19 protein-coding genes are annotated in these 21,801 nt (G+C 58.1%); 3 read left to right on the top strand and 16 right to left on the bottom strand.

The window, feature by feature from the left end:
* Nucleotides 1-102: 102 nt before the first annotated feature.
* Nucleotides 103-864 (bottom strand): SDR family NAD(P)-dependent oxidoreductase, encoded by a 762-nt coding sequence (locus tag ACFSR7_RS32575; RefSeq protein ID WP_378168828.1) that lies wholly within the window; start codon nt 862-864, stop codon nt 103-105.
* A complete protein-coding gene (locus tag ACFSR7_RS32570; RefSeq protein ID WP_378168827.1) occupies nt 854-1,201 on the bottom strand; it encodes a Dabb family protein in 348 nt (115 codons plus the stop codon). Before ACFSR7_RS32570 ends, ACFSR7_RS32575 begins: the two co-directional genes overlap by 11 nt.
* 226 nt (nt 1,202-1,427) lie before the next feature.
* Here ACFSR7_RS32570 and ACFSR7_RS32565 point away from each other — a divergent pair, with 226 nt between their 5' ends.
* The gene (locus ACFSR7_RS32565) at nt 1,428-2,513 is read left to right on the top strand and encodes an LCP family protein (RefSeq protein WP_378168826.1); all 1,086 of its coding nucleotides are present in this window, start codon (nt 1,428-1,430) and stop codon (nt 2,511-2,513) included.
* Between the two features lie 20 nt (nt 2,514-2,533).
* Here ACFSR7_RS32565 and ACFSR7_RS32560 read toward each other — a convergent pair whose 3' ends face one another.
* The 8 genes from ACFSR7_RS32560 to trhA form a co-directional block, all read right to left on the bottom strand.
* Complete coding sequence (locus ACFSR7_RS32560) at nt 2,534-2,794, bottom strand: DUF1294 domain-containing protein (RefSeq protein ID WP_090108560.1); 261 nt, start codon at nt 2,792-2,794, stop codon at nt 2,534-2,536.
* 19 nt (nt 2,795-2,813) lie between these two features.
* A complete protein-coding gene (locus ACFSR7_RS32555; protein WP_378168825.1) occupies nt 2,814-3,284 on the bottom strand; it encodes a DUF1904 family protein in 471 nt (156 codons plus the stop codon).
* Nucleotides 3,285-3,641: 357 nt separating this feature from the next.
* Nucleotides 3,642-4,577 carry a metallophosphoesterase family protein gene (locus tag ACFSR7_RS32550; RefSeq protein ID WP_378168824.1) on the bottom strand — a complete coding sequence of 312 codons (936 nt, stop codon included), beginning with the start codon at nt 4,575-4,577 and terminating at the stop codon, nt 3,642-3,644.
* A gap of 123 nt (nt 4,578-4,700) precedes the next feature.
* Nucleotides 4,701-5,990 (bottom strand): homocysteine synthase, encoded by a 1,290-nt coding sequence (locus ACFSR7_RS32545; RefSeq protein ID WP_378168823.1) that lies wholly within the window; start codon nt 5,988-5,990, stop codon nt 4,701-4,703.
* Nucleotides 5,991-6,090: 100 nt separating this feature from the next.
* Nucleotides 6,091-7,395, bottom strand: a complete 1,305-nt coding sequence (locus ACFSR7_RS32540) for an AAA family ATPase (RefSeq protein WP_378168822.1) — start codon at nt 7,393-7,395, stop codon at nt 6,091-6,093.
* Between the two features lie 184 nt (nt 7,396-7,579).
* Complete coding sequence (locus ACFSR7_RS32535) at nt 7,580-8,416, bottom strand: sugar phosphate isomerase/epimerase family protein (RefSeq protein WP_378168821.1); 837 nt, start codon at nt 8,414-8,416, stop codon at nt 7,580-7,582.
* A 100-nt stretch (nt 8,417-8,516) separates the two neighbouring features.
* Entirely contained in the window at nt 8,517-10,103 is a 1,587-nt protein-coding gene (locus tag ACFSR7_RS32530; protein ID WP_378168820.1) for a GGDEF domain-containing protein, read from the bottom strand.
* 62 nt (nt 10,104-10,165) lie between these two features.
* The gene (gene trhA / locus ACFSR7_RS32525; RefSeq protein ID WP_378168819.1) at nt 10,166-10,813 is read right to left on the bottom strand and encodes a PAQR family membrane homeostasis protein TrhA; all 648 of its coding nucleotides are present in this window, start codon (nt 10,811-10,813) and stop codon (nt 10,166-10,168) included.
* A gap of 270 nt (nt 10,814-11,083) precedes the next feature.
* Between trhA and ACFSR7_RS32520 the strand changes: the two genes are divergently transcribed.
* Together ACFSR7_RS32520 and ACFSR7_RS32515 are read left to right on the top strand one after the other, a co-directional pair.
* Entirely contained in the window at nt 11,084-11,986 is a 903-nt protein-coding gene (locus ACFSR7_RS32520) for an aldo/keto reductase (RefSeq protein WP_378168818.1), read from the top strand.
* Between the two features lie 262 nt (nt 11,987-12,248).
* Complete coding sequence (locus ACFSR7_RS32515) at nt 12,249-12,917, top strand: DUF559 domain-containing protein (RefSeq protein ID WP_378168817.1); 669 nt, start codon at nt 12,249-12,251, stop codon at nt 12,915-12,917.
* Nucleotides 12,918-13,965: 1,048 nt separating this feature from the next.
* Here the strand turns inward: ACFSR7_RS32515 and ACFSR7_RS32510 are convergent.
* From ACFSR7_RS32510 to ACFSR7_RS32485, 6 genes are all read right to left on the bottom strand, one after another.
* Nucleotides 13,966-14,922 (bottom strand): ABC transporter ATP-binding protein, encoded by a 957-nt coding sequence (locus ACFSR7_RS32510; RefSeq protein ID WP_378168816.1) that lies wholly within the window; start codon nt 14,920-14,922, stop codon nt 13,966-13,968.
* Nucleotides 14,915-15,946 carry an ABC transporter ATP-binding protein gene (locus ACFSR7_RS32505; RefSeq protein WP_378168815.1) on the bottom strand — a complete coding sequence of 344 codons (1,032 nt, stop codon included), beginning with the start codon at nt 15,944-15,946 and terminating at the stop codon, nt 14,915-14,917. Before ACFSR7_RS32505 ends, ACFSR7_RS32510 begins: the two co-directional genes overlap by 8 nt.
* Before the next feature lie 13 nt (nt 15,947-15,959).
* The gene (locus tag ACFSR7_RS32500; RefSeq protein ID WP_378119687.1) at nt 15,960-16,874 is read right to left on the bottom strand and encodes an ABC transporter permease; all 915 of its coding nucleotides are present in this window, start codon (nt 16,872-16,874) and stop codon (nt 15,960-15,962) included.
* A gap of 3 nt (nt 16,875-16,877) precedes the next feature.
* Complete coding sequence (locus tag ACFSR7_RS32495; protein WP_378168814.1) at nt 16,878-17,807, bottom strand: ABC transporter permease; 930 nt, start codon at nt 17,805-17,807, stop codon at nt 16,878-16,880.
* 130 nt (nt 17,808-17,937) lie between these two features.
* A complete protein-coding gene (locus tag ACFSR7_RS32490) occupies nt 17,938-19,632 on the bottom strand; it encodes a peptide ABC transporter substrate-binding protein (RefSeq protein WP_378168813.1) in 1,695 nt (564 codons plus the stop codon).
* Nucleotides 19,633-19,957: 325 nt separating this feature from the next.
* Nucleotides 19,958-21,412: a nicotinate phosphoribosyltransferase gene (locus ACFSR7_RS32485; RefSeq protein WP_378168812.1), complete on the bottom strand. Its 1,455-nt coding sequence runs from the start codon at nt 21,410-21,412 to the stop codon at nt 19,958-19,960.
* Nucleotides 21,413-21,801: the final 389 nt, after the last annotated feature.

Genomic DNA, 21,801 nt, shown 5'->3' with positions numbered 1-21,801 from the left:
CGGAAATCCATGATTCCGGCGCGTTATTCTCCAGCCGATATTCGGCCGGACAACGCCTTGGATCGCGTATGGCGCGACGGCGCCAACTGACCGCCCGGCGGTTCAGATCGCCGGCATGACATTGCCGCCGCTGACCGGCACATAAGCGCCGGTGATGAAGCTCGCAAGATCCGAAGCCAGGAACGCCACGACATTGGCGATCTCCTGGTCGGTGCCGCGCCGCTTGAGCGGAACCGTGCTCTCGTAAGATTCGCTGCGCTCCGTGCCGTCCGTCCGGTCCCGCTCGCTGATCGTCCAGCCCGGCGCAACCTGGTTGACGGTGATCTGATGTTCGCCGACCTCTTTGGCCAGCACCCGGTACACGCCGTCCATGCCGCGCTTGCCCGCGACGTACGCGGACTGCGTCGGGAAGTTCTGCATCGCGCATTCCGTGTTGATGCCGATCAGCCTGCCGCCGCCCTTCGCGATCATGTCGGGCAGGAACGCCTTGGCCAGATGCACGCTCTGCAGCACGCAGGATTCGAACTGGCCGACGTAGTCCTCCACCGCCTGCTCCAGTACGCTCGTCCATTGATACTGGATGACTGCGTTGGCGACGACGATGTCGACGGCGCCCAGTCCGGCTTTTACCGCATCCTTCATCGCCAGCACGTCGTCCAGCTTGGTTACGTCCGCCTGCACGGCCAACGCGCGCACGCCCATTGCTTCGAGCTCCGTCTTCAGCTCCTCCGCCTTGGCGACGTTGCCCCGGTAGTGAATCGCGACGTTCGCGCCGCAGCCCGCCAGCGTGCGCGCCATCACGCGGCCCAGCTGACCGGAAGCGCCGGTGATGAGCGCGGTTTGGCCCGACAGATTAATTTGCATCGCCTTGTCCTTCCTCCGCGCCTGTCTCCCGGACAAAGTCGATCTCCAGAAAACGCGCGACCTCGGTCTCCCATCGCTCGGTTACGAACGCGACATGGGCAGGATGCGCATTGTAGCTGTCATAATCGGCCTGCGATGCGAATTCCATAGAGAAGCCGTATGTATAATCGTTTTTGGGGCTGACTTGATTTAAAACCTCGAAGTTTCGAACGGCCGGAATCGAGGTAAGTATACGCCAACCGTCCTTCAGGAATCGATCCGCCTCCGCAGACCCCTTCCCATGCTTCAGATCGAAGATGACCTGATGACGAATCGCCGAATTATTAGGCTTGCTCATAGATATCCCCCTATTCGTTATCCAATTCATTAGCTATATTCAACAATCTTTATTATAACAAAAATTGCATTTACCAAAACATCTCGCCAGTCATTCGAAATCCGCAACCGATTCAGTCTTCAAATCGTCAAATAATGTGGAATTTCTTTCTTTACTCTTAGGGCGTTTGCCCTAAAATAGAAAGGGTTGCCTCATTTTTTAATTTCAAATCATGCGGAGGAACATAATGAACACGCCAGAAAAAAAACGCGCCTTGATGCGCAAAACGCTAAAATATGCGGGAATTGTCGTCGGCGCTCTCGTGATCGTCGTCGGAAGCTACGCCGGATACCTGGTGTACAAAGCGAATCATGCCATCACGCTCATGGCCGGCAACGAGCCCGCCCCATCCCCTGCTCCGTCCGCCACGGCGTCCGGAGAGCAGCAAGAAGACGCCGATTACGCAAGCGACAGCACGCTGATCAAGAAGCCCGTCACCTTCCTGCTGGCAGGCATCGACAACAGGGAAGGGAGCGGCGGCACGCTTAATACGGACGTCCTGATGCTCGGCAGCCTTAATCCGGTGACCAATTCGGCCAGCTTGATCTCCCTGCCCCGCGACCTTCAGCTTAAGCCGGAGGACCTAGGCTCTCACAAGGCAAACTACTACTACGCCTATTTTTACAACAAAGACAAAGATACGGCGATGGAGAATACGAAGGAATTCTACAGCGACCTGTTCGACTTCCCAATCGACTATATGATCATGATCAACTTCGACGGGTTGCGCAAGCTGGTGGACGCGGTCGGCGGCGTCGACATCGACGTCGACATGGATATGCGTTACGTGGATAACGCAGACGGCACCGACATCGATCTGAAAAAAGGCTACCAGCATCTGGACGGCGCCAAAGCGCTCGACTTCGTCCGGTACCGCAAATCGAACCGCGGCACCGCCGAATCCTCGGACATTGCCCGCAACGCGCGCCAGCAGCAAGTGCTCAACCAGCTCACCGACAAGCTCGCTTCGTTCCAGGGGATGCTGCAGTGGGGCAAGGTGCTCGACCTGCTCGGCAAAAACGTGCAGACCGACATTCCCGAATCGATCCTCCGCGATTATATTTATAACGTGAAGGACATGAAGCCGGACACGCTGAACGTGCTGCCGCTCGAGAGCCGTTGGGAGAGCCCTTATATTATCGTCAAGGAAGACGATCTAGAGCAAGCGCTCGATGCCCTTCGCGCCGAGGCCGGCATTCATGAGCCGAGTGACCTGAAGCTGGCCGATGTCGTCGGCACCGACCCGGCCCCGGATCCCGACGACGCCAGATAACTTCGCCGCCTCTCGCTAAACTAGCGACCGAACCAAACCATGACCAGCACCGCGTTCAGCACGAGCAAGGCAGGAATGCCAGCCGTGAAGGAGCGGTGCTTTGTTTTGTGGCGGAAAAAGCGCATGCCTAGCAGCATGCCGAGCGCACCGCCGATCGTCGCGATCAGGAACAGCCGCTTCTCGGGTACGCGTCGTTCCTTGTGCATGGCCTTCGTCTTGTCGTAGCCCATAATGATGAAGGCGATCAGATTGACCGCCAGCAGGTAATAAAAAACGATCATGTACGAATCCTCCCGGTGGCTACTCTCTCAGCGCGTCCCGCAGACGGGTCGACATCGAGCCTGCGGCCGCGGCGGCCGCGGCTTTACGCGCGCGGGCCAGATCATCCTTCAGCTTGGCGTTGTCCGCGCGCAGCGCTTCGAGCTCCGCCTCCGCAGGATCGACGCCGAACGGCTTGCCGTTCGCATAATAGTCGGACGGCCGGTAGCTGCGGAACGCAACCTCGGCTTCCGGCACGTCGCTGTCGCGGATATGCTTGTCCAGGCAGCGGGCGACCGCGTCGCGAATCTCCCGGCCGCGCTCGAACCAGGCGACCTCGACAAAGGGATAGGAAGGCGCGATCCGGCCTCCGGACACGCATGTCGTAGGAATGATTTCCAGCATGAGATCGCTCGGCTCGCAGCCGATAATCGCGGACAGCTCGGTCTCCAGCGAACCGCCGATGGCTTGGACCTGTTCGACGGACAGGCCTCTAAAGTATAAGTGGGGCATCGTTAAGCAGCGCTCCTCGCTCTATCGTTCTCCCTATTATAGTCCGCGAAGGGTATAAAGGGCGAATCGGCCCGATAAGTTTAACCGCGTCTCCTTCGTGCCGATGCCTATTGCCCAACATGGAAGGATGCGTTACAATCGAGCTTAATCTTGATAAGCGGAGGTGTTTCCGAATGGGAATGTCAGGTTCGAAAAAGGCAAGGCGCAAAGCTGTACGCGAAGGCAAGTTAAATCCGGAAGCGCTGCGGAGCGAGTGGGTCCGCAAGCCGTATACCCAGATCCAACCGAATAGGAAGGCCGATCAGCGCCGCTCCTTCTGCCGCAAGCCGGGCACAAGCGAGGGCGCTGATCCTTTATTTACCGCCGCTTTTTGCGGGGCTTGTGGATTCTCGGTGCGGACAGCTTCCGGCCGTTGGCCAGCCTGATCCAAGTGGTATACCGCGCGCCTTCCTCCTGCAGCTCGATCACCCTCGCTCCCCGTTTGAACCCCAGCCTGCCGTAAGTATGATAGCCTGTCGATCTCCCGTAAGTCAGCCGGATGCCGTGCAGCGTCCCTTCAAAGTCGTTGATATGATCGTGCCCGCAGAACGTGCCGAGCACGCCGCCCGCCTCCGCCATGGCCGCGAACATGCCCGAATTCAGCTTGGGACAAGAAATGTCTTCGAATCTGCGCCCGTCGCACCGACGCGTCAGCCAGGCTTCCTTGTACTCGGGCAGCGGAATATGAAAAAAGACGAGTGAGTTCAGCTGCGCTGCGCTCTTCGAACTTAATGACGCGGCCTTCTCTCTGAACCAGTCGATCTGGTCCTCGCGGATCCAGTCGTAGCCAGGGATCCGGTCCAGCTCGGAATAGCTGCCGGAGTCCAAAAAATAGAGCGCGTGACGTGTTTCGCCGTTTGCATTGTCAATTGTAAGCGCATAGTTGCCGACGCCGTGGATCGCGTCTGGTCCCGCGCTGGCAAGGCATCCACGCTGCCCGACCAGCGTTTCCATAAGCCGCGCGCGCGACACGTCGCCTTCGCTGTCGTGGTTGCCGAAGACGGCAGCCCAAGGCGTCCCGCTCTGCGCTACCGTCGACACCGCTTGCGCAATGGATGCGTATGGATCCCGGCAGCCCAGACTGAAGACGATGTCTCCTGTAAAGACGACCAGGTCCGGCTTTTCCTCGCCAAGAATCCGCTCCATCAACCGCTTCGTCTTCCCATCCTCGGACTCGCCGTTCTGCCAGTGCAGATCGGTAAATTGTACGATCTTAAACGTTCCGTCCTTGCGGTATCGCAGCTTGCTCTCCATATCCGAACCGCCTTCCATTCGCCGATTGCAGGCCTAACCATTATATATTCCCCGCGCAAAGGAAAACGACCTCCGCGGCCGACGGGCAGCCGAAGAGATCGTCTTCGAATCAAAAAAGATGAATTATTGCTGGCTCGCTTCGATCGCTTGTCCGAGATCCGCCAGAATATCGACGATCGACTCGGTGCCGATCGACAAGCGGATCAGGTTCGGGCTGACGCCGCTCGCGTTCTGTTGTTCTTCCGAGAGCTGCTGGTGCGTCGTGCTGGCCGGGTGGATGATCAGCGACTTGGAGTCGCCGACGTTCGCCAGGTGGGACAGCAGCTTCACGTTAGAGATGACCTTTTTGCCCGCTTCGACGCCGCCCTTGATGCCGAACGTCAGAATCGCGCCCTGCCCCTTCGGCAGGTACTTCTTGGCGAGCTCGTACGACTCGTGGCTAGGCAGGCCGGTGTAGCTCACCCACTCGACATGCGGGTGATTCTCGAGGTAACGGGCCACCTCAAGCGCATTGCTGCTGTGGCGCTCCATCCGCAGATGCAGCGTCTCGAGGCCCTGCAGCAGCAGGAACGAGTTGAACGGCGAGATCGCGGCGCCCATGTCGCGCATCAGCTGCACGCGCGCTTTGATGATGTACGCAATCGGACCGACCGCCTCGCTGTAGACGACGCCGTGATAGCTCGGGTCGGGCGTCGTGAGTCCAGGGAACTTGCCGCTGGCCGCCCAGTCGAACTTGCCGCCGTCGACGATCACGCCGCCGATCGAGGTGCCGTGGCCGCCGATGAACTTCGTCGCCGAGTGCACGACGATATCCGCCCCCCACTCGATCGGACGGAGAAGATACGGGCTCGGGAACGTGTTGTCCACGATAAGCGGAATGCCGTTCTCGTGCGCAATCTTGGCGACTGCTTCGATATCGAGCACGTCGCCTTTCGGATTGCCGATCGTCTCGGCGTACAGCGCCTTCGTCTTGTCGGTGATCGCCGCGCGGAAATTCTCCGGGTCGGCCGCATCGACGAACTTCACGTTGACACCCAGCTTGGGCAGGGTCGTAGAGAACAGATTATAAGTGCCGCCGTACAGCGTCGAGGACGACACGACCTCGTCGCCGACGCCGGCGATATTCAGGATCGAATAAGTAATAGCCGCCTGGCCGGATGCCGTCGCAAGCGCGGCAGCGCCGCCTTCGAGCGCCGCAATGCGGTTTTCGAATACGTCCGAGGTCGGGTTCATGAGCCGCGTGTAAATGTTGCCGAATTCCTTCAGCGCAAACAGGTTCGCCGCGTGCTCCGCGTCGCGGAAGCCGTAGGAGGAAGTTTGGTAGATCGGCACAGCGCGCGACAAGGTCGTCGGATCGATCTGTTGGCCTGCATGGACCGCTAGCGTTTCGGGTTGATATTGTTGCTCGGACATGAGTAAAGTCACGCTCCTCGGGAATTGGTAAGATTCGACAATGTAACAATTCGATCCTTATCGCTAAATTCCTGCAACACCTTTATAATTCCTAGTAATTTCATTGGAATCCAATGCGATTAGAGGCGCCGCCCCAGTCCGTGCCGTTCAGCCAATCCCGCTTGCGTGCCTTGTCCAGATCGTTGCGAAGTCCGAGCACCAGCTGCTCCAGATCGATATGATCGTCGTAACGCTTCTGCAACGCCGCGGATACGTACAGCTCGTTGAGCTGCGCGAGCGAAAAGCCTTGGGTACGTTCCGCGGCATGAGCGGCCTGCTCCTCCCCGGCCAATTCGGCGAGTCCCTTGCGCCGCAAGTACGCCAGACGCAGCGCATCGTCCGGTAGCTTGACTTCGTAAGCCCGATCGAACCGGCCGGCGCGATTGATCAGCGCAGGATCGATTTTTTGCGGATAATTGGTCGTTCCGATCAGGAATACGCCTTCCTTGGCCGTCGCGCCGTCCAATATATTAAGGAAAAACGACCGGCACGAGTCGGGCATCGAATCGATGTCCTCGATGACAAGCACGGAAGGCGCTTGCTTGACGGCGGCGGCGAACACCTCGCGGATCGACTCGCTGTTCGTATATTCGGTGATCTGCCAGTAGAAAACCGGCGACTCTACGCTGCCGGCGATTGATTGGACCAGCGTCGTCTTGCCGTTGCCAGGCTTGCCGTAAAGAAGGATGCCTCGCTTGTACGGAATCTGGTATTGCTCGAAAAACGTCCGGTCGCCGCCGAAAAATTCGTCCACGGAGCGGAAAATCTGCTGCTTGAGCGTCTCGTCCATCACGACGTCTTCCCGGGGAATCGCCTGGGAGATCGGCTCGCGGCAATGCTGGAGCCCTTCGCGCGTGTCGGTGTAAACATGCATCTTGCGCTCCTCCGAACGCCGCAGCTGCATCGCCTGCAGACAGGCGCTGAGCTGTTCGTCGTCGGACGCAAAGATCAGGTCCTCGGTAGAGAGCAGCCCCAGATGAACGAGCATCGGCATCCTGACCAGCGCGACGCGGTATTCCGGGTAAGCGAACAGATTGTTGCGGACCGAGGGCCGCATCCGGTAGATCGTCTCGCCGAGCTTCGGCTGAAAGGAGATTTGCCTGGATTCGACAAGGTCGAAGACGGATGCAACGTGGACGAGTCCCGGATAATCCGATTCGATGTCTTCGGCCAAGCCGTCCCATACGTCTCCTTGATCCGCCTGGTCGTAAAGCTTGAATTCGCAGCCGAAGCGTTCCGAGAGCAAGCCGGCGATTCTCGCGACGGTCCTCGCGTAGTCAAAGTAACGCTCCGTCCCTTCCTGGGCGCGATAATCGTACGAAGCGACGAATGCCGGCGTCTGTAAGGCGGTCGATCCTCTCTGCATGCCAATCTCCTCCTTGGTTGTAAAGTGTGCAGGCAACGGACTGCGTCGGATTGTAGCAAAAAACCGCGGACTTATGCCCGCGGACGTTCAAGACGCGCATGTATGCGACTTCCAGGGACGAAGCGCGCGGGCAGGATGCGGTCTTGCAGGTATGAGGTTTTTCGAATGATGGCAGTGCCAGGCGCTATAACGGTCTTGGGACTGCAGCCGGCTTGAGCGCGGCCAGCTCCCGCATCTCGGCAAGCGCCGGCCACGGATCCCGCTCGCCCAAATACGTCAACGAGAGCGGCCCCTCGTATCCGGCTTGCCTGGCGAGTTCAATGCATCGCCTGAAGTCCATGGAATCCAGCTGGCCGCCTCCATCCTCCCGCGCCTTGGCGTGGACGGTCTCGGCTTGCGGAAGAATGGCTTCCAGCTGACGATACTTGTCCTGCTTAAAATTGCCGAAGTCCGCCGTTAGCCCGACGCTGCCGCCCGTCTCGCTCAGCATGCGCAGCACGCGCTCGGAACGGCTCAGCAAGCCGCCGAGATTTTCCGTGACGACCCGGACGCCGACATTCCCCGCGTAAGCCGCCAGCAGCGAGAGCGTCTTGGCAGCGCGGGCAAACGACGCCTCGTCGTCGCCGTCGCCCGCTCCGATGCGGACTCTGCGGAACCCCGCCTCCGCAGCAGCGTCGATCCATTCGCGATACAGCGCCATTTCCGCGTCGCGCCTGGCCGCGTCGCCAGTTCCCGGATCGCCGAAGTCGAGCAGCAGGGAATTCAGCTCCACCCCCGCAAGCGCCGCGATCCGTCTCAATTCGGACAGGCCCTCGGCCGAGCTGTCCTTTAGATGCGGATAAGCAAGCTCGATCCCGCCATAGCCTTCGGCGCCGAGACGAGCGATCAGCTCGGGCAGCCCCCACCGCTCGGGATGTGTCTCGACGCTCGTCGTCAGTGCCGAAGCGCCCGCATCCCATTCCACGTAAGTCAGCGGACCCATCCATTTTTCAAATGACCAGCTGTTGACATGATGCTTCATTCCGATCGCCCCCTCCGCCGAGCATGGTCAAAGCGCATACCCCTAATTAAACGCGGAAAGCGCATTCCAAACCTATTCGAGAGAATGAATCCAATTGCGGTCAGCGGACCGCAGGCGTGCCGAGGGATTCCTTGGCGGCCATGGTACGGTTTCTGCCGGACTGCTTGGCCTCGTAAAGAGCCGCATCCGCCTGGGCGATCAGTCGCTGCTCGCTGTCGGCACTGCCGTGAACCTGGCAAGCGATGCCGAGACTAAGCGTCACGACCCCCTCGGACGAGCCGATGTGCGGAATCGCGAGGTCCAGGATGGCGGCGCGGATCCGCTCGGCGACGACCAACGCCTCTGCCGCCTCCGCTCCGGGCAAGATGACGCCGAACTCTTCGCCGCCGTAACGGGCCACGGTATCTGCACCTGTACGCAGGGATGCCGTCGCGGCGGCCGCGACCTGAACCAGGCAATCGTCGCCGGCCTGGTGGCCGTATGCGTCGTTAAACTTTTTAAAGTAGTCGATATCGAACAAAATGAGCGCGAGCGGCGAGCCCTCCGAGACGGACGACGCCCAGGCGGCGGTCAACGCCTGATCGAAGCGCCGACGATTCGCGATGCCCGTCAGACCGTCCAGCAGGGAGAGCCTCTGCAGCAGGCTGTTCGCCTCCTTCAGCTTTTCCTCGGCGAGCTTGCGCTCCGTGATATCCGTGGACACGCTCATATATCCGATGATTTCGCCATCGGAATCGAGCACGTGCGACACGATCACATTAGCCACAAAAGCGGTTCCGTCGCTGCGTCCGATCGTCCTTTCCTGCTCGTCCGCGCTGCCGTACATCATCCGCTGCACGAAGACGGCGAGCGCATCGACGTCCCTCGCACCCGTATTTGCCTTGCCGGGCTTGTCCGACGACGCGCGATCATGGCCGGCAGCCGCATGCACCTCAGGCATCGTGCGTCCGACCACATCGTCGGCATCGTAACCAAGCAGCTTCTCGGCGCCCTTGTTGAACAGCGTGACGCGCCCCGCAAGGTCCGCCGCCACGATCGCCACGTCGGACGCGGACTGCAGAATCGATTGTTGCAGCCCATGTAATTGCCTGTAACGCCGCTCGCTCGAACGCAGCTCCAGCTGCAGCCGGTTGGCCGTCGAGAAGTAAGCCGTCAGACCGCTGACAATGATCCCGCCGATCGCCATAATGAGAAAAAACGGAGGCAAAACATCCATAGCTTGCTTGCCAAGCAGGATGCTGAACGTAATCGTCGTGCATAGCATGCAGAGCGCGATCGACAACAGCCAGAAGCGCCCGTACCGCCTTGGCAGCCAGCGGCTTATGGCGCCGCTGCCTGCAGCCACTACGAGCGCCGAGGCGCATGCGATCAGCGAAGCTTCGTTGATTCCTCCAAACATCAGGATGCGGCCAAGCATGACGATCCCCGCCGTAATCAACGCTGCAACCGGTCCGCCGAAAGCCGCCGAGCAAATTATCATCAGCTGTCTAAAGTCGAGAAGCACATGCGCGTCAAGCCGTACGCTGAAGTACATGAGCACGAGGGCGAACGCGCCGTGCGAGACGGCTCCGGAGGCGACAATCCGCCGCGGTTTGTGGCCGTCCGCTTCATATTTGCCGTACAAGGCGTTAAAGAAAAACAGGAAAGCGGTCAACAAAGCAAAGTTGGCGATCAATGTGTTAATCATGCGCTGCCCCCGGTAAAAATAACGGTATAATGGGCCATTCTACTACAATTTCCGGGGAAATATTAGTAAATTCGCAGAACGAACAACAGAATTGCGAAAAAGTGCGCGATCGAGCCGCCGAGAACGAACAGATGCCAGATCGCGTGATGGTAAGGAAAGCCGCGCCAAACGTAGAAGATCGCGCCGATCGTATACAGCAATCCGCCGCCGATAAGCAGCTGCATGCCTCCCGTCGACAAAGCCGCAGTAAGCGGCCCCCAGGCGAATACGATCATCCATCCCATTAAAATGTAGACTAACGTGGACAAGTAGAGGAACTTTTTCGTAAAAAACGCTTTAAAAATAACGCCGCCGATCGCAAGCCCCCATACAAGGCCGAACAGCGTCCACCCCAACGGGCTGCGAAGCACGGTCAATAAGATCGGCGTGTATGTGCCGGCAATGAACAAATAAATGCAAGAATGGTCGAAGGTCTCGAACAAGTCCTTCAGTCGACCCTCCTGGAGCGCGTGAACGAGCGTCGAAGCCGTATACAAAAGAAGCATGGTCGTGCCGTAGATCGCGAAGCTCGTCACATGCCAGGCCGTCCCGTACAGACTCGCGTAGACGATTAGAATCGTCAGCGCCGAGACGCTGAGGACTGCGCCCAATCCATGCGTAATGGCGTTGGCCACTTCTTCTCTGCGGGTGTACACATAGGTGTTCGCCATCTTGCAGATCTCCTTCCGAAATGCGGACTAGCTCTTTCCATTTTAACACTGGCGCTCTGAAAAGCGAAACCGACCCTGTATGGATACGAACGGGAAACGCGCTGGAAGGAAAGGCAGGCGACTATGTTTCTGGATTCAGCATATGCGGGGACCAGCCCAGAGGTGAGCGGCTTGTGCGGCATTATGCCTGTTTTTATGCGTTAGGTGCAGCCATCAAGGGTACAAATGGGGTAGCAAGACCAACAATCGAATTACGGGAGGGAATTGGATTTGGAGACGCGTAAATTCGGCAAAACCGATATGAAGGTGTCCGTGCTCGGCTTCGGCAGCGCCGAGATCGGCATGGATAGCTCAAAGGCGACGGACCGCGAGGTCGGCGATCTGCTCAACGCGCTGCTGGATGAGGGCGTCAACGTGCTGGATTCCGCATCGAGCTACAAACGCAGCGAGAGCCTGATCGGCCAGCTCGTCTCGAGCCGGCGCAGCGAATACTACGTCTTCAGCAAGCTCGGCGAAGGCGAGAGCGTCGGCCTTCCCTATCCGGATTGGGACGTGCGCAACGTACGGCCAAGCATCGAGCGTACGCTGCGGGACCTGCGGACCGACTACGTCGACCTCATGATGATCCACAGCTGCTCGGAAGCCGTGCTGCGGCAAGGCGATTTGATTGAGGCGCTGCGCGATCTGAAGCGGGAAGGCCTGACGCGCTATATCGGATACAGCGGCGACAGCACGGATGCGTTGTACGCGGTGAACACAGGCGTCTTCGACGCGCTCGAGACGTCGATCAACATCGCCGACCAGGAAGCGCTGCAGCTCACCGTGAGCGAGGCGGCCAAACGCGATATGGGCATCATCGCGAAGCGGCCGATCGCCAACGCGGTGTGGGTGCGGCAGGGGCTCGAGAACGCGCCCGACCCTTATGTGGAGCGGCTGGAAAAGCTCGATTATCCGTTCCTGAAAAACGACTCCGACGCCATCGCCGAGAAGGCGCTGCGCTTCGTGCTCTCCGTCCCTTACGTCGACACCGCCATCGTAGGTACGACCAACCTGGCGCATTTCCGGCAAAATATCGGATATGCTGCCAAGAGCAAGCTCCCCGACCGCGAGATCCTCGACATCCGCAACCGCTGGCTGGAGATCCAGGAGCCGGCTTGGGCGGGGTTGAAGTAAGATCTGACTGTCAGGCGAGCTAGGCGTGCAAGTCGAGCTAGCGAGCAAGTCGAGTTAGCAAGCAAGTCGAGTTAGCGAGCAAGTCGAGTTAGCGAGCAAGTCGAGCTAGCGAGCAAGACGAGTTAGCGAGCAAGTTCAATAACAGGTTGCCGTCGTGCGGCTCCCCTTCTATAATGTAACTATCGAGACGAAGAACGTCCCGCCTGCATCCCCTTCGGGGATTGCCGCGGGGCGTTTTTTATTTGCCGGGAGGTTGGGGTCGATGGGATTTGAGCAAGCGCACAAAGCCTTTATCGCGCAGCATTTGTCTGCGAGATCGGGCGAGCGCAGAGGTAGACTGGAACGCGGACATCGGGAGGCGGAGAAGCTGTTTTGTCAAAACGTATGGTGGAAGCTGCATGGACACTTTGACGGGCTGCACCCGGAGTACGAGGTGAGGGATTGGCGCGGCTTGTCTTACTTTTGCGATTTTGTATGGATCGGCGTTGCGGTGAAGCTGGTCATCGAAATTAAGGGCTTCGGTCCGCATGTGCGCGACATGGACCGGCAGAAATACTGCAACGAGCTGAATCGCGAGACGTTTCTGACCGCGATGGGCTATCACGTCATCAGCTTCGCGTATGATGACGTGGCGGCGAGGCCGGAATTGTGCGTGACGCTATTGCGTCTACTGCTCGCCCGCTTCCATGCGCAATCGCTCCCGATCGGCACGGATAAGCTCATCGAGCGCGAGATCATTCGAATGGCTGCTACACTCGCACGTCCGTTGCGGCCGGTCGATGTCTTGACACATTTGCGTCTCGGTCACCGGACCGCGCAACGTGCGCTTACCGCGTTGTGTGAGGCAGGTTTGTTTACCGAGATTCGCGGGCCGGAAGGAAATCGAATCGTAAAGTACGCAGCAACGGACGCTGCTTGGAAATGGCTTTGAATGGCCGTGCTCATTGTGCTCATGATGCTCATTGTGGTCGTATTGCTGCTCATGATGCTTATTGTGCTCGTGTTGCTCATTATCTTTACTGTGTTCATCGTTCATCGGCTTTCGTTGTGGAGTCACATCGTTCAGAGTAATTGATTAGTTGTCAAAAGGCAGTTAATTCAGCGAATAAATGTGATTTCGGATGCGATAGTTGTTAAAAGGCAGTTAATTCGACGAAATCTTCGAAAAACGAGTCATTATTGAACGATTAACTGCCTTTTGATCCTTATCCCTCAAATTTTGATGAAGAAGAAAAAAATAAATGCCTTTTGACACTTATTTGAAATGGAGCCCGCGGGAGAGGGTTACTCGGGGTTACTGGGGTTAATCGGGGTTACTCGGAGTTACTCGGAGTTACTCGGCGTTACTCGGAGTTACTCGGCGTTACTCGGCGTTACTCGGCGTTACTCGGCGTTACTCGGCGTTACTCGGCGTTACTCGGCGTTACTCGGCGTTACTCGGCGTTACTCGGCGTTACTCGGCGTTACTCGGCGTTACTCGGCGTTACTCGGCGTTACTCGGCGTTACTCGGCGTTACTCGGCGTTACTCGGCGTTACTCGGCGTTACTCGGCGTTACTCGGCGTTACTCGGCGTTACTCGACGTTACTCGGGGCTAGTTTAGCTTGCGGAGCTACCGGAGGTTACGGAACCGGACCTAGGAGGCTTACTAGTACATAAAGAGTATGGGTGCCTGGGAGATGCCGGGGTTGTCGGGGTCGCCCGGGTTGACGGGGTTGCCCCGGTTGACGGGGTTGCCCCGGTTGACGGGGTTGCCCCGGTTGACGGGGTTGCCCCGGTTGACGGGGTTGCCCCGGTTGACGGGGTTGCCCCGGTTGACGGGGTTGCCCCGGTTGACGGGGTTGCCCCGGTTGACGGGGTCGCACGGGTTGACGGGGTTGCCCCGGTTGACTGGGTTGCCCCGGTTGACGGGTTCCGAGAGGGGCAGCGACAAAAAAACGCGCCGGAGGCGTATCCTCCGACGCGGGTCGTGCGATTACTTTAATAGAGATGGCAGGCAACGTAGTGGCCTGGTTTGGCTTCTTTGAACTCGGGCATCGTCTTGGCGCAGACGTCCATCGCGTGCGGGCATCGCGTGCGGAAAGGGCAGCCGCTCGGCGGATTCAGCGGGCTCGGAATCTCGCCTTTCAGGATGATACGCTCGCGCGACTTTTGCTGCTCGGGATCGGGCAGCGGGATCGCGGACAGCAGCGACTGCGTGTACGGGTGCAGCGGGTTCTCATTGAGCTCGTCGGACTCGGCAACCTCGACCAGCTTGCCCAGATACATGACGCCGATGCGGTCCGAGATGTGCTTGACCATCGCCAGGTCATGCGCGATGAACAGATAGGTCAGGTCGCGCTCGCGTTGGAGCTTCTTGAACAGGTTGACGACCTGCGCCTGCACCGATACGTCGAGCGCGGAGATCGGCTCGTCCGCCACGATGAACTTGGGCTCGATGGCCAGCGCGCGCGCGATGCCGATCCGCTGGCGCTGACCGCCGGAAAATTCGTGCGGGAACCGGTTGGCGTGTTCTTCGTTCAGGCCGACGGCGTCCAGCAGCTCGGCGACGCGTTCCGTGCGTTTGCGGCCGGAGGCCAGCCCGTGAATTTCTAAGCCTTCGCCGATGATCTTGCCGACCGTCATCCGCGGATTAAGCGATGCATACGGGTCCTGGAACACCATTTGCATTTCCTTGGTGAACTTGATCCGCTCCGACTTCGTAAGCTTGCTCACGTCGCGGCCGTCGAACTTGATGCTGCCGGACGTCGGTTCGTACAGCTGCATGATCGTGCGGCCGGCGGTCGACTTGCCGCAGCCGGACTCGCCGACGAGGCCGAACGTCTCGCCGCGCTTCACGTTGAAGTTCAAGCCGTCGACAGCCTTAAGCACGCGGCCGCCGGACAGATTAAAATGCTTGCGCAGATCCGTCAGTTCCAGAATTGGCGCATTAGACATTTGCGGCACCCCCTGTCTCGATCGGCCTTTCTACCTTGGGGGCGTCCGGATGGTTCAGCCAGCACTTGGCCGTATGAGCCGGTCCGTCGATCTCGAATAGCGGCGGATCGTTCTCCATGCACACCTTCATGGCATACGGACAACGTGCCGCGAACGCGCAGCCCTTCGGAGGCGCGTACAGGTCCGGCGGCGTGCCCGGAATGGACGACAGCTCGCTCTTCTTGTCGGAGTCGAGACGCGGCACCGAGTTCAGCAGTCCCCAGGTATAAGGATGACGAGGATTATAAAAGATATCGTGCAGGCTGCCCTGTTCGGCAACCTGTCCCGCGTACATGACGATGACGCGCTGCGCTAGCTCGGCGACGACACCGAGATCGTGCGTGATCAAAATGATAGACGTACCGGTCTTCTCCTGTACGTCGCGCATGACGTCCATAATCTGTGCCTGGATCGTCACGTCGAGCGCCGTCGTGGGCTCGTCGGCGATGAGCAGCTTCGGATGGCAAGCCAGCGCGATCGCGATCATGACGCGCTGACGCATGCCGCCGGACAGCTCATGCGGATATTGATGAATGCGGCCTTCCGGATTCGACATGCCGACGAGCTTGAGCAGCTCGACAGCGCGGAAGAGCGCCTCGCTTTTCGACAGCTTCTCGTGCTTGCGGATGCCTTCGGCGATCTGCATGCCGACGGTCATCGTCGGATTCAGCGACGTCATCGGGTCCTGGAAGATCATGCCCATCTCGGCGCCGCGAACCTTGCCCATCTGAGACTCGCTCAGCTTGGTGATATCGGTCTTGCCTTCGTATACGATCGAACCTTCTTTAATATAGCTGGGAGGCGTCGGCGTCAGACGCATGATCGTCTGGGCCGTGACGGACTTGCCGCTGCCCGATTCTCCCACGATCGCGAGCACTTCGCCTTTATCTAATTTAAAGGAGACGCCGCGAACCGCTTGTACCTCGCCCGCATGCATCTTGAACGATACGCGCAGGTTGTTTACTTCCAATAGAGGCGTGCTCATCGGACTCTCCTCCTTATTTTCTCATCTTGGGATCGAGCGCGTCCCGCAGGCCGTCCCCGAGCAGGTTGAAGCTTAGCAAAATCATGCTGAATACGATCGTCGGGAACACGAGCCGGTGCGGATGATAGCGCATATAGGCCGCGCCGTCGCTCAGCAGGTTGCCCAGCGATGCAAGCGGCGGCTTGATGCCGAGGCCGATGAAGCTCAGGAAGGCTTCCGCAAAGATGGCCGTCGGCACGACGAACGTGATCTGCACGACGATGACGCCGAGCGCGTTCGGAATCAGATGCTTCAAAATGATGCGGAACGGCTTCGCGCCCAGCGCTCTGGCGGCCAACACGAACTCCTGCTCCTTGAGCACGAGCATCTGCCCGCGCACGAGCCTGGCCATCGAGACCCAGCCGGTGATTGCATAAGCCAATATAATGGTCGATACGCCCGGCCCGAGCACCATCAACAGCAGGATGGAGAGCAGCAGGTACGGGATCGAGTAAATAACTTCGATGAAACGTTGCATGATGTTGTCGACCTTGCCGCCAAAGTAGGCGGAGATGCCACCGTAAAGGACGCCGATCACGAGGTCGAGCAGTGCGGCCATAATGCCGATGAACAAGGAAATGCGGGCGCCCCACCAAACGCGCGTCCACAGATCGCGGCCGAAATCGTCCGTGCCAAAGTAGTGGGCGGCGGACGGACGAAGGTTGACGGCGCTGGCGTTTTGCGTCTCGTAGTCGTAGCCGCTGACGACAGGCACGATGAGGGCGAGCAGTGTGACGATGATCATGACGACAAGTCCGGCCATGGCCAGCTTGTTTTTCTTAAGGCGTCTCCAGGCATCCTGCCAATAACTGACGGAAGGGCGAAGAATCGCTTCTCTGTCGCCAGACTTGACCGCCGGCTCGAATTGGCTCTTGGCGATGTTGTCCATCCCTTATCTCCCCTTCCCTAACCGAATACGCGGATCGACCAAGCCGTACGCGATATCCGTGATGAACATGACGAAGATCAGAATAGCCGCGTAAAAAATCGCGAGGCCGGCAATCATCGTGTAGTCCGTCGTCAGAATCGACTGCACGAACTGATGGCCGAGTCCCGGCACGGAGAAGATCGTCTCGACGACGAGCGTTCCCGTGACGACGTTGGCCGCGATCGGACCAAGAATGGTGACGACCGGCAAAATGGCGTTGCGGATCATGTGATTCCAGACGATCGCATTGCCGCCGATGCCCTTGGACTTGGCGGTCTTGATATAATCCTGGCTGGCAACGTCGAGCATCGACGCGCGCATCATGCGGGCCAGAATCGCGATCGTGCCGAAAGAGAGCGCAAGCGCCGGCAGCACCCGGTGTTCAGGTCCCGTCCATAAGCCGGGAGGCAGCCAGCCGAGTTTAACGCCGACAAAGTATGAGAGCAGCGGCCCGATGACGAACGAAGGTACGGAGATGCCGATGATCGCGATGAGCATCGCGGTATAGTCTCCGGCCTTGTTGTGCCTAAGCGCCGCGAAAATGCCAAGTAATAAGCCGATAATAACGGCAAAAATCAACGATTCGATCCCAAGCTCGAGCGATGCCGGGAAATTATGCTTGATGATCCCTACGACTTCGCGTGTCGGGTATTGATAAGAGACGCCAAGGTCTCCTTGTACGACTTTCCCCATATACTTCAGGTATTGCTGCCAGACGGGTTTGTCCAGGCCATATTGCTCCCGCAAGATCTGCAGATTCTCGGGCGACAGCTTCGATGCGTTCTCGCCGAACGGATTGCCCGGCAGCAACTTCATCAGAAAAAACGTGACTGTAACGACGACCCAGAGCGTAATAACCATATAAATAAATCTGCGCACGATGAACTTCAGCATGGAAAACCCTCCCTTCATAGGAATTTACGAGCGTCAAGCACATGAAGGAAGCCGTTCAAGAACGGCCTCCCTCATGGTTGGCGTTGACTGTACCAGATGCGTTAGTCGTGAAGCAAGCTTGACGCTTGTCTTATCCTTCGAAGTGAGCCCACTTCAATTCGAAATCGGGACCGTAAGGCGGCAGGATCAGATCCTTCAGCTTAGGGTTGATGACGAACGGCGAGGAACGGAAGTACAGCGGCGTAACGGCAGCTTCGCTCAGCAGGATCTTCTCCGCTTGCGCCATTTCGTCGGCGCGCTTCGCGTTGTCGGTCTCGAGTTGAGCGGCCTTGATCAGCTTGTCGTACTCGGCGTTCGACCAGTCTTGCGTGTTGAACGAACCGCCGGTCAGGAACATGTCGAGCCAGGTCATCGGATCGTTGTAATCGGCACCCCACAGGGTGCTGACGATCTGGTAGTTCTTGGACAGCTCGCGATCCAGACGGTTCGCGTGCGGCAGCGGTTCGGTCGTTACGTCTACGCCCAGGTTCGTTTTCCATTGGGAAACGAGGTACTCGAGCATTTTCTTGCCGGTCTCCGTGTCGTCGCCCATGATGGACAGCTTAGGCAGCGTAGCGCCGGATTCTTGCAGGCCTTCGGCAAGCAGTTGCTTCGCCTTGGCTGCGTCGAAAGCAGCCTCGGTGTCGCCTACGACCGTACGGAAGTCCTGGCCGTTGCCGTCCTGGTTGCCGGCCGGTACGAAGCCGGTCGCAGGAACGGAGCCGTTCTTCAGAACGAGGTTAGCTACGCCTGCGCGGTCGATCGCCATCGTGAATGCTTGGCGAACCTTGGCGTTGGCAAAAGCAGGAACCTTTGTCGCTTGGAAGTTCAGGTAGCCCGTCACGAGCTCCTTCTTCATTTGCAAATCCGGCTTGCCGTCGTAAGCGAGCATTTGGTCGCCCTTGACGTCGGCATAATCTGTCGCACCAGTCTCATACAGGTTAAGGCCAGTGGACGTATCCTTGACGATGTTCAGCGTGACCTTCGTCAGCTTAACGTTGGCAGCATCCCAATACTTGTCGTTCTTTTCAAGCACGAGCTGCTGCTCGTGGTCCCACTTGGTCAGCTTGAACGGACCTGCGCCGAGCACCTTGTCCGCATCTGCGCCGCTCTTCTCGCCTTGCGCGGAGACGAACTTCTCGTTCTGCGGGTAGAAGTTCAGGAACGCCAGTTGAGCCGTGAAGAACGGGACCGGGTGGTCCAAAGTAATCTCCAGTGTCGTGTCGTCCTTCGCGACGACGCCCATCTTGTCCTGCGCAGCCTTGATCGCGGCATCGTCCTTGGCGGCCAGTACATCGTTGCCGCCCTTGACCCATGCGACCATGAAAGCGTAAGTCGCCTTCGTGCGCGGATCGACGGTACGCTTGAAGGAATAAACAAAGTCCTTCGCAGTCAGCGGATCGCCGTTCGCCCAGGTCAGACCGGACTTCAGCTTGATCGTGTAGACCAAGCCGTCATCGGAGATCGTCGGCATGCCGTCGGCAAGCGCCGGCTGCGGCTGCAAATCTTTATCCAAACGATACAGACCTTCGCTGATAGCGCCGAGAATCGTAAACGATGCAGCGCTCTCCGCGATCGATACGTCAAGCGCCGGCGGATCCGCACGGTAGTTCATTACGAGTTCGGTCTTGCCGGAGGAGCTGGCTGGCGCGCTCGCGGACGAGCTTGCACCGGAGCTGGCGGTTGCGCTGCTGCCTGCGTTGTTATTGTTGTTGCCGCAAGCAACCAACGAAGCACCGAGCAGCGTCAACGTAAGAATACCTGACACAATCTTCCTTGTCTTCATGTACTGGCCTCCCCAGATTTTTGATCGAGCATAAATCGCATATACTTTTTCCAGTTTTCTAGCGGATGCTCTCTCTCCTAGGCGATTATAAAGCAAGATTCTTAAGAAATCTATGATATTTTGCACATTTTTTAATCAAACGTTGAAATAATTTTTACACGTTTTAGTGTATAAAAGCGGCTATTCTTTAACGCGTTTTCTCTTTACCAATGCAAAGTGATAAATGAAAGCGAATTCTTTTGTGATTTATCCACAATCTATAGATCCCCTATCCTATTACATGTCATCAATATGTCAGTTACCATTTAATGTTTGTAAATGGAAATTACAAATGTTCAATTTGTGTATGCCTGGCGATTAAATCCATCTTCAGCTTCCAAGCCTTCTCGCTCAAATTGACCCGATAAAGCTCAGGATTAAGCTTGCGCAAGTATTGCGGCCAAAATTGACCGATCTGCTCGTCGTGGTATGCGCGGATTTCCTCGAGCGAGGGCAGCGGTCCTGCCAGCTCGCCGTCCACGATGACCGGCTTCAGCAGAGGTAGGGCGTCGTAACGGTCGATGTACTTGTGAATGTATGGATGCACCGGATCGAAAAGCTTGATCCGACGGCCTTCGCGGATGTCTTCTTCGTCTTTGAGGGCGATATAATCACCCTCCGCCTTGCCGGTGTCGCGGCCGATGATGCGATATACATCCTTAAGACCGGGAGTCGTCACCTTTTCCGGGTTGGCCGAGATCTTGATTACGGGTTCGTAAGTACCGTCTCTCGAGATGGCGACCATCTTGTACACGCCGCCGAGCGAAGGCTGATCGGCGGCCGTGATCAGCTTCGTGCCGACGCCCCAGACGTCGATTTGCGCGCGTTGGCTTTTCAAGTTGTCGATGATGTGCTCGTCCAGATCGTTGGACGCGGTGATCTTGACGTAGGAGAGCCCTGCATCGTCAAGCATCTTTCTCGCCTGCTGCGAAAGGTAAGCCAGATCGCCGCTATCAAGCCGGATGCCGACCATGCGCTTGCCGGAGGCCTCGAGCATACGGCCGATCCGAATGGCGTTGGGCACGCCGCTGCGAAGCGTGTCGTACGTATCTACAAGCAGCGTCACCTGATCCGGCAGCGCCTCGGCGTATTTGCGGAATGCCTCCTCCTCGGTTCCGAACGCCTGAACCCAGGCATGCGCATGCGTACCCTTGGACGGAATCCCGAACAGCATGCCGGCCCGCATGTTCGAGGTGGCATGGAAGCCCGCGACGTAGGCGGCGCGCGCTCCCCATACGGCCGCATCCGCTTCCTGCGCCCTGCGGGTGCCGAATTCCAGGAGCATATCGTCAGGAGCGACCTGCCGAATACGCGAAGCCTTCGTTGCGATCAACGTCTGATAATTGAGGAAATTGAGCATGGCCGTCTCGATCAGATGCGCTTCGAAGAGGCGCGCTTCGACCCGAACGAGCGGTTCGTTAGGAAAAGCCAGCGTTCCCTCCGGCATCGCATGCAGGCTGCCCGTGAAGCGGAAGGAGCGGAGCGCTTCTAGAAAACCTGGCGCATAGTTTTCCTCTTGCCGTTTCAGATACGCAAGCTCGCGGTCTCCGAATCGGAGCGCCTCGATATACCGGACGATCCGCTCGAGACCGGCGCATACGGCATAGCCGTTACCGAACGGCAGCTTGCGGAAGTAAATCTCAAACACGGCCCGCTCGTTGAGCGTGCCCTGCACCCAGTGCGCGTACATCATATTAATCTGGTACTTGTCCGTATGGAGAGTCAGATCGGCCATGGCCATCTATTTAGCTCCTTCCGTCAGAGACGCATGCGGCAGGATCTGACCGCATCGCCTGTATTATGCATCCGGCGCGGCGCGTTCATTCCCGGAGCGCGTCCGCTTCTTGCGCATGCACGCGAGGCAGACCATACGTAATTGCTCTTTATTGCATGTCAATTCCCGAATTTCTGAAGCAAGTCCTGGACGGCTCAGCAGCAATTGTTACAATCGTACCCCTAGCCATTCACCCTGAATCAAGGCAAGACTTAGGACGATTGGCCGTTTCAGTTCATACCATGTAGAGTAGAGAACTGAAATTTCATCGGAGGGCGCAAGCCCTCCTTTTACTTTCCAGCACCCCCTGCATCAAACCGGACTTGAGGTTTTCCCTCATCCGGCTTTCCGATGTT

This window comes from Cohnella sp. GCM10020058, from assembly GCF_042683485.1.
GTDB lineage: Bacteria > Bacillota > Bacilli > Paenibacillales > Paenibacillaceae > Cohnella.
This window is presented reverse-complemented; position numbering and strand designations above follow the sequence as displayed.

What these genes read in the sequence shown, in the direction of transcription:
- ACFSR7_RS32490 (WP_378168813.1), bottom strand. Translation starts at nt 19,632, where the DNA reads ATGAAGACAAGGAAGATTGTGTCAGGTATTCTTACGTTGACGCTGCTC.
- ACFSR7_RS32565 (WP_378168826.1), top strand. Translation starts at nt 1,428, where the DNA reads ATGAACACGCCAGAAAAAAAACGCGCCTTGATGCGCAAAACGCTAAAA.
- ACFSR7_RS32545 (WP_378168823.1), bottom strand. Translation starts at nt 5,990, where the DNA reads ATGTCCGAGCAACAATATCAACCCGAAACGCTAGCGGTCCATGCAGGC.
- ACFSR7_RS32505 (WP_378168815.1), bottom strand. Translation starts at nt 15,946, where the DNA reads ATGAGCACGCCTCTATTGGAAGTAAACAACCTGCGCGTATCGTTCAAG.
- ACFSR7_RS32530 (WP_378168820.1), bottom strand. Translation starts at nt 10,103, where the DNA reads ATGATTAACACATTGATCGCCAACTTTGCTTTGTTGACCGCTTTCCTG.
- ACFSR7_RS32540 (WP_378168822.1), bottom strand. Translation starts at nt 7,395, where the DNA reads ATGCAGAGAGGATCGACCGCCTTACAGACGCCGGCATTCGTCGCTTCG.
- ACFSR7_RS32570 (WP_378168827.1), bottom strand. Translation starts at nt 1,201, where the DNA reads ATGAGCAAGCCTAATAATTCGGCGATTCGTCATCAGGTCATCTTCGAT.
- ACFSR7_RS32575 (WP_378168828.1), bottom strand. Translation starts at nt 864, where the DNA reads ATGCAAATTAATCTGTCGGGCCAAACCGCGCTCATCACCGGCGCTTCC.
- ACFSR7_RS32495 (WP_378168814.1), bottom strand. Translation starts at nt 17,807, where the DNA reads ATGCTGAAGTTCATCGTGCGCAGATTTATTTATATGGTTATTACGCTC.
- ACFSR7_RS32510 (WP_378168816.1), bottom strand. Translation starts at nt 14,922, where the DNA reads ATGTCTAATGCGCCAATTCTGGAACTGACGGATCTGCGCAAGCATTTT.
- trhA (WP_378168819.1), bottom strand. Translation starts at nt 10,813, where the DNA reads ATGGCGAACACCTATGTGTACACCCGCAGAGAAGAAGTGGCCAACGCC.
- ACFSR7_RS32550 (WP_378168824.1), bottom strand. Translation starts at nt 4,577, where the DNA reads ATGGAGAGCAAGCTGCGATACCGCAAGGACGGAACGTTTAAGATCGTA.
- ACFSR7_RS32515 (WP_378168817.1), top strand. Translation starts at nt 12,249, where the DNA reads ATGGGATTTGAGCAAGCGCACAAAGCCTTTATCGCGCAGCATTTGTCT.
- ACFSR7_RS32555 (WP_378168825.1), bottom strand. Translation starts at nt 3,284, where the DNA reads ATGCCCCACTTATACTTTAGAGGCCTGTCCGTCGAACAGGTCCAAGCC.
- ACFSR7_RS32500 (WP_378119687.1), bottom strand. Translation starts at nt 16,874, where the DNA reads ATGGACAACATCGCCAAGAGCCAATTCGAGCCGGCGGTCAAGTCTGGC.
- ACFSR7_RS32535 (WP_378168821.1), bottom strand. Translation starts at nt 8,416, where the DNA reads ATGAAGCATCATGTCAACAGCTGGTCATTTGAAAAATGGATGGGTCCG.
- ACFSR7_RS32560 (WP_090108560.1), bottom strand. Translation starts at nt 2,794, where the DNA reads ATGATCGTTTTTTATTACCTGCTGGCGGTCAATCTGATCGCCTTCATC.
- ACFSR7_RS32485 (WP_378168812.1), bottom strand. Translation starts at nt 21,412, where the DNA reads ATGGCCATGGCCGATCTGACTCTCCATACGGACAAGTACCAGATTAAT.